The organism is Mesorhizobium sp. M2C.T.Ca.TU.002.02.1.1 (genome assembly GCF_003997225.1).
On sequence record NZ_RZTO01000361.1, the window covers coordinates 1 to 5,894 of the forward strand.

General features: G+C 66.7%; 6 protein-coding genes and 2 pseudogenes. 2 read left to right on the plus strand and 6 right to left on the minus strand.

From position 1 onward, the window contains the following. Positions 1–130 (plus strand): annotated as a pseudogene (locus EOD07_RS38580) (IclR family transcriptional regulator); the annotation flags it as partial. A 63-nt stretch (positions 131–193) separates the two neighbouring features. Next, complete coding sequence (locus EOD07_RS19205; protein WP_127236591.1) at positions 194–1,033, plus strand: amidohydrolase; 840 nt, start codon at positions 194–196, stop codon at positions 1,031–1,033. On the opposite strand, the gene EOD07_RS19210 is transcribed toward EOD07_RS19205, so the two are convergent. The 6 genes and pseudogenes from EOD07_RS19210 to EOD07_RS19235 form a co-directional block, all read right to left on the minus strand. Continuing rightward, positions 1,034–1,999 carry an ABC transporter permease gene (locus EOD07_RS19210; RefSeq protein WP_127236592.1) on the minus strand — a complete coding sequence of 322 codons (966 nt, stop codon included), beginning with the start codon at positions 1,997–1,999 and terminating at the stop codon, positions 1,034–1,036. Between the two features lie 5 nt (positions 2,000–2,004). Then, the gene (locus tag EOD07_RS19215; RefSeq protein WP_127236593.1) at positions 2,005–2,946 is read right to left on the minus strand and encodes an ABC transporter permease; all 942 of its coding nucleotides are present in this window, start codon (positions 2,944–2,946) and stop codon (positions 2,005–2,007) included. Then, entirely contained in the window at positions 2,943–3,446 is a 504-nt protein-coding gene (locus tag EOD07_RS19220; protein ID WP_348627776.1) for an ATP-binding cassette domain-containing protein, read from the minus strand. The genes EOD07_RS19215 and EOD07_RS19220 overlap by 4 nt, the downstream gene beginning before the upstream one ends. 126 nt (positions 3,447–3,572) lie before the next feature. Next, on the minus strand, positions 3,573–4,310 hold the full coding sequence (locus tag EOD07_RS19225) for an ATP-binding cassette domain-containing protein (RefSeq protein WP_127236594.1): 738 nt from the start codon (positions 4,308–4,310) through the stop codon (positions 3,573–3,575). A 56-nt stretch (positions 4,311–4,366) separates the two neighbouring features. Next, entirely contained in the window at positions 4,367–5,551 is a 1,185-nt protein-coding gene (locus EOD07_RS19230) for an ABC transporter substrate-binding protein (protein WP_127236595.1), read from the minus strand. A 25-nt stretch (positions 5,552–5,576) separates the two neighbouring features. Beyond that, a pseudogene (locus EOD07_RS19235) lies at positions 5,577–5,894 on the minus strand (carbohydrate ABC transporter substrate-binding protein); the annotation flags it as partial.

Sequence of the window (5,894 nt, forward strand, 5' to 3'; positions counted from 1 at the left end):
GACCATTCCCTATATCACGCTGGTCAACGCCCCCACGGCGCCGGACATCACGCTGACGATCAGGCATCTGCAAGGCGCCGCCGCCAGGCTCTCGCAGCTCGCCGGATCCGACGTGCCGCAATCGTCGTAATTTCTTATTTGAATAATGGATTTTTCGGCGAGATAGTGCCGGAAGCTTCGGAGGATTATCGCCATGATCATCGACACGCATCTGCATCTCGTCGACCAGAGCGCGCTTCGCTATCCGTGGCTGGCCCGCGCGCCGGCGTTGAACCGCAATTTCCCCTATGAGGAATACGCCGCCGACGCGCGGCGCTCAGGCATCGAAGGCGTCCTGCATATGGAGGTCGATGTCGATCCTGCCGACATCGCCGCCGAGACCGCTTATGTGAAGTCGGTCGCCGGTCGGCCAGGCAACCTGCTTCGTGGAGCGATCGCTGCCTGCCGGCCGGAAGAGGCCGGTTTCGAGGCCTATCTGGAAACGGTCAAGGCCGAGCCGTTCGTCAAGGGTTTCCGCCGCGTGCTGCATGTCGTGCCCGACGATGTCTCGGAAGGGGCGCTGTTTCGCCAGAACATCAAACGGCTGGCCGGCACCGGCCTGACCTTCGACCTGGTGGTGCTGCCGCATCAGATCCCGAAAGCGATGGCGCTTGCCGATCTCGCGCCCGACGTCCAGTTCGTCCTCGATCATTGCGGCGTGCCCGACATCAAGGGCAATGCCGAGCATCCATGGCGCGAGCATATGGAGGCCATCGCCAGGCGTCCGAATGTCGTCGGCAAAATCTCCGGCGTCGTCGCCTATGCCGATCCGGCGACATGGACGGTCGAGACGCTCAAACCCTATGTCGAGCACACGATCAGCAGCTTCGGCTGGGACCGGGTGATCTGGGGCAGCGACTGGCCGGTCTGCACGCTGGGCGGCGGGCTGACGACCTGGATCGCCGCGACGCATGCGCTGCTGGCCGGCGCGAGCGAGTCGGAACGGGCGCGCCTGCTTTCGGGCAATGCGCGCCGGCTATGGCGGCTAGGGTAGTTAAATCGTCGTGCGGACGTGGCGCTCGCGACCGTAGAGTGAGACGAGCAGCAGGATGACAAGGCCGAGCGCGGCCTGCACCGTCGACGGGCGGAAGCCGAGGCCGATCAGCAGCGTGTTGATTTCGGTGAGCACCAGGACGCCGGCGATGGTGCCGAGATAGCTGCCGCGGCCGCCGACGAGCGCCGCGCCGCCCACCACGACGGCAGCGATCGTCTGGAAGAGATAGGGCTGGCCGACATCGCCATAGGCCGAGCCGGTGAAGCCGAGCAAAAGCACGCCGGCGACCGCCGCGAAGAAGGCGCTCGCCGCATAGGTGACGACCCACATGCGCAGCGGATCGATCAGCGCCAGAGGTGCCGCCTCAGGGTTGCTGCCGACCGCGTAGAGCCGGCGCCCATAGGGCGTGCGGGCAAGCACCAGCACGATCAGCGCCGTCAGCACCACGAGGCAGGGCACCAGCAGGGGTACGGGCAAGGGACCGACCGAGCCGCCGATCGAGACGAAGCTGGATACGGCCTGCGGCGCCGAGCCGGAAGGGAAGCCCCCGGTCCACAACAGCACGGCGCCCTGGACGACCATGCCGATGCCCAGGGTGACGATGAGCGGATGGATGTTGAGCCCGCGCGAGATCAGCCCGTTGAGCGCGCCGGTCGCGATAGCGAGGACACCGACGAGAATGCAGACCAGGGCGAAGTTCCACCCCTGGCCGTAAAGCTGCGCCGCCACGACATTGGCGAAGCCGATGACGAAGGGGATGGAAAGATCGATGCCGCCGATGATGACCACCAGCGTCTGACCGATCGAAGCCACCGCCAGCAGCGAGGCGATGACCAGCAGCGCGCGGATGGCGAAAGGCGCCGAATAGCCGGGAATGAGCAGCGTGCCGACGATCTGCAAAAGCAGCGCCATCGCGAAGGCGCCGGCGATGCGGGCGTTGGTGGACTGGAACCAGTTGCTTGTCATCCCGGTCAGCCTTTCCGCCTCGACAGCCGCTCCTGCACCGCCGTCAGCACCACGGCAATAACGAGGATCAGGCCATAGGCGATCTGCAGCACATAGGTGGAGACGTTGAAGGTGGTGAGCAGGCTCTGCAGCAGAAAGATGTCGATGGCGCCGATCGCGGCGCCGCCAAGCCCGCCGCGCCCGCCGGCGAGGCTGACGCCGCCGAGGGCCACCGCGGCAATCGCGATCAGCGTATAGGTCGGTCCGATATTGGGGTCGGCCGAGCCGATCAGCGAAGTGAGCATCAGCCCGGCGGCGGCGGCGAAGATCCCGGTCAGGACATAGGCGATGAGCCGCACCTTGGTCACCGGCACGCCGGCCGTGTAGGCGGCGCGGTCGTCGCTGCCGACGGCCATCAGCAGGTCGTGATAGGGTGTCCAGCGTATGAGCAGCCAGCATAGGCCGATCAGCGCCAGCGGCACGATCGAGAGCGGGCCCGCCATGGCCTTCAGCCAGTCCGGCGCCGGGCCGATCGGCGCCGGCAGGATGGTGAGCGTGATGCCGGTCAGGATCAGGTAGGTGCCCAGCGTCGCCACGATCGGCTGGATGCGGACGATGGTGGCGAGCACGCCGTTCGCGGCGCCGATCGCCGCCCCTACCAGCAGCGCGGCCGGAACGATGATCAGCGGCGACGAGATGCCGAGGTTGAGGAACAGCAGCTGGATGACCAGAGCGTTGACGAAGCCCATCAGCGGGCCGACGGAGATGTCGATGCCGCCGCGCCCCGCAAGGATGACCGGCGCCGAGGCGACGGCCGCACCGCTGATCGGCGCGGCCAGCCCGAGCAGCGTGCCCCAGGACGACGGCTGGAAGCGCGCCGGATTGAGCGCGACGTTGAGCACGAGCAGCACAACGAGCATCACGACGGCAAAGCCGACGCCGCGCAATTTGCGAAGGACCGGGCTCATGCGGCGCGTCCGAACATGGCGGCGATCACCGTGTCGGTGGTCATCTCCGCGCCCGAGAACTCGGCCGACACGCGCTGCTCGCGGAACACCAGCACGCGGTGGCAGAGAAGCAATATCTCCTCGATCTCGCTGGACAGGATCACCAGCGCCATGCCCTCGGCGGCGAGGCCGCGGAAGACGTCGTAGAGAACATGTCGTGTCGCCACGTCGACGCCGCGCGTCGGATCGTTGAGCAGAAGGAAATTCGGTTCCAGCGCGAGGGCCCGGGCGAGCAGCACCTTCTGCTGGTTGCCGCCGGATAGCGTGGTTATGGCCGCGTCGGGGCGCGGCGCGACGATGCTGAGTTTTTGCCGGTAAGCCTCGTAGCGCCGGCGCCGTGCCGCGAAGGAGAGAAGGCCGAAGCGGCGGTCGTTCGAAACCGTGGAGATGGCGAAATTGTCGAGCACCGACTGGGTCGGGAAAATGCCGGTCGAGCGGCGGTCGCGCGGCAGATAGGCGATGCCGCCGTCGACGGCAAGGCAGGATCGATCACCAGCTTCCGCAAGGCCGTCGCCGGCGCGATGGTCTGGCTGATCGGATCGACGCCGGGAGCGATGACAAGCCCGCGCACATGAAGAGAATTTGCCTCAGCCATGCGCCAACTCCGCGGCCGTTTGCGGCGCCATCGCCGCCAGAAGCTCGGCCGGCGTCGAGGCGCCGCGCTCCTCGGTCTTCACCACGCGGCCGGCGCGCAGAATGGAAATACGATCGGACAAAGCCATCACCTCATCCATGCGGTGCGTGATGAACAGGATCAGCGTGCCAGCGCCAGCCATTGCGCGCATCAGCGCGAAGACCGATTCGCGATCGGCGAAGTCGAGCGCCGCCGTCACCTCGTCGAGGATCAGGATACGGGGGTTGCGGATGACGGCGCGGGCGAGCACGACAAGCTGCCTTGCGGCAAGCGGCAGCTCGCCGCATGGGCGGTCGAGGTCGATCGGCGTCACCGCGAAGCGGCCGAGCGCGGCCTGAGCCCGGGCGCGCCGCTCGCCGCGCGGCACACCTCGTCGCCACAGGCCGTCGAGGCCAAGCAGGATGTTGTCGACCACCGAACGATCGGGCGCGACCAGCACCTCCTGGAAAACGGTGGCGAAGCCGGCCGCCTGGAAGGCGGCGGGCTGCGCGCCGGAAAACGGCCTGCCGTCGAGCAGGATCGCGCCGCCCTCCGGCTGCACGATTCCGGACAAGAGCTTCACCAGCGTGCTCTTGCCCGACCCGTTCTCGCCCAGGATCGTATGGATCGTGCCGGGACGGAAGGCGATCGACGCCTCCGCCAGCGCGACGGTTTCGCCATAGCGTTTGGAAACGCCTTGGACTTCGAGCATTTTTCTTCCCGGATCGGAGAAGCCGGCGCTTCAAGAATAACCGGCTTCGCGTGACATCATTTGGCGCAGGCGTCCGGCACCTTTGAGTAATCCCAGCCCTTGGTCGGCGCGGGATTGCTGAAATAGGCGTCGAGCACGTCCTCCGGCATCGGGTCCGTCGGCGGCACCGGAAAGACCGAAACGGCGTCCGGCGTCATGCAGTCCTTGTACCATTTGTCGAGCTCGGCGGCATGCACCGGCGGGATCGGGATCAGCAGCGTGTTGAGCTTCGGCTTCTGGCCGTCGAGCATGCGCTCGCCGACGCGAAACAGCGTCTGCGCCGTCCAGCCCGGCAGCACGGCATGGCCCTCGAAGCGGTACTTGTCGGGATTGGCCTTCCAGTAGCCGAGCGCATCGCCGGTGATCGAGCCGGTGATCAGCGGCGCCGGGCGACCGGCTTCGGCGAAGGCCTCGGCGACGACGCGGCTTTCGCTGCCTGTCGTCCACACCGCGTCGATCGGCGCCGGATTGGTGGCGATCGCCTGCAGCACCACCGTCTTGGTGACGTTGGCCGTCCAGTTGCCGTTGACGGTGCGCGCCACCTTGAGGCCCTTGTTCTCACCGAGCGCCTTGTCGGCGCCCTGCTTCTCCTGGACGACGATCGGATGGCCGGCGATGCCTTCGACCACCAGCACGCTGGCGTCGGGCTTTGCCTTGCCGATCGCTGTCATCATATCGTAGCCCCAACGGGCATAGTTGGAATCGACATTGATGGCGTTGGGGCTGGTGATCGAACCGGCCGCGGTGATGAAGGGAATGCCCGCCTTGGCCGCCGCGTTCACCGCATCGTCGAGCGCGGTCGCCGAGCCTGGGATCGAGGTGATGATCGAGCATTTCTTGTCGATGAAGGCCCGGATCTGATTGATCTGCTGGCTCGGGTCGTTGTTCGAATCCGACACTTCGAAGCTCGACACCGTGCCGTCGGCGATGAGGCCGTCGACCAGCCGCTTCAGCTCCTTGGTGACCGACACGCGCCACGGATTACCCTGGTAGCTTTCCGAGTGGCACCACTTCCAGGGCTTCGCCGGCGGCGTGAAATTGTCCCAGGCCGAGGGCAGCACCTTCTGCGGCGCGCCGTCATATTGCGCCTTCAGCACATCCGGCAGCCCGTCGATCACCGACTTCACGTCGGCGGCGTGGGCGGTGAACGGCATCGAGACTAAGGCGGTTGCGGCGAACAGGCCGCGTATCAGGCTGGTCATTTTCTCCTCCCTTGGTGCACTGGAACTAGCCGGCGGCGGCCGGCGCGAAACTTTCCCTGAATAGGCGATTGATGTCGGCGACGACTTGGCCAGCGTCCTGCCGGCCGGTAAGACCTTCGTTGATCCGGTCGGAGGCCTGCTGCTGGAACGCCATGTAGCCGTCATGGCGCGGACGGACCCAGGCGCCTTCGAGCGTCGCGCGCGTGGCGCGATAGAAGTCTCCGGTCGCGGCGTTGACGGCGTCGTCCTCCCAGGCCGCGGCATGGCCGGGCTGGCCGCCGGCGGCCGCGTAAGGCCCGCGCTGCACGTCGCCGCCGGCGATCCAGTAGGCGAAGTCGATCGC

What these genes read in the sequence shown, in the direction of transcription:
- EOD07_RS19205 (WP_127236591.1), top strand. Translation starts at nt 194, where the DNA reads ATGATCATCGACACGCATCTGCATCTCGTCGACCAGAGCGCGCTTCGC.
- EOD07_RS19210 (WP_127236592.1), bottom strand. Translation starts at nt 1,999, where the DNA reads ATGACAAGCAACTGGTTCCAGTCCACCAACGCCCGCATCGCCGGCGCC.
- EOD07_RS19215 (WP_127236593.1), bottom strand. Translation starts at nt 2,946, where the DNA reads ATGAGCCCGGTCCTTCGCAAATTGCGCGGCGTCGGCTTTGCCGTCGTG.
- EOD07_RS19225 (WP_127236594.1), bottom strand. Translation starts at nt 4,310, where the DNA reads ATGCTCGAAGTCCAAGGCGTTTCCAAACGCTATGGCGAAACCGTCGCG.
- EOD07_RS19230 (WP_127236595.1), bottom strand. Translation starts at nt 5,551, where the DNA reads ATGACCAGCCTGATACGCGGCCTGTTCGCCGCAACCGCCTTAGTCTCG.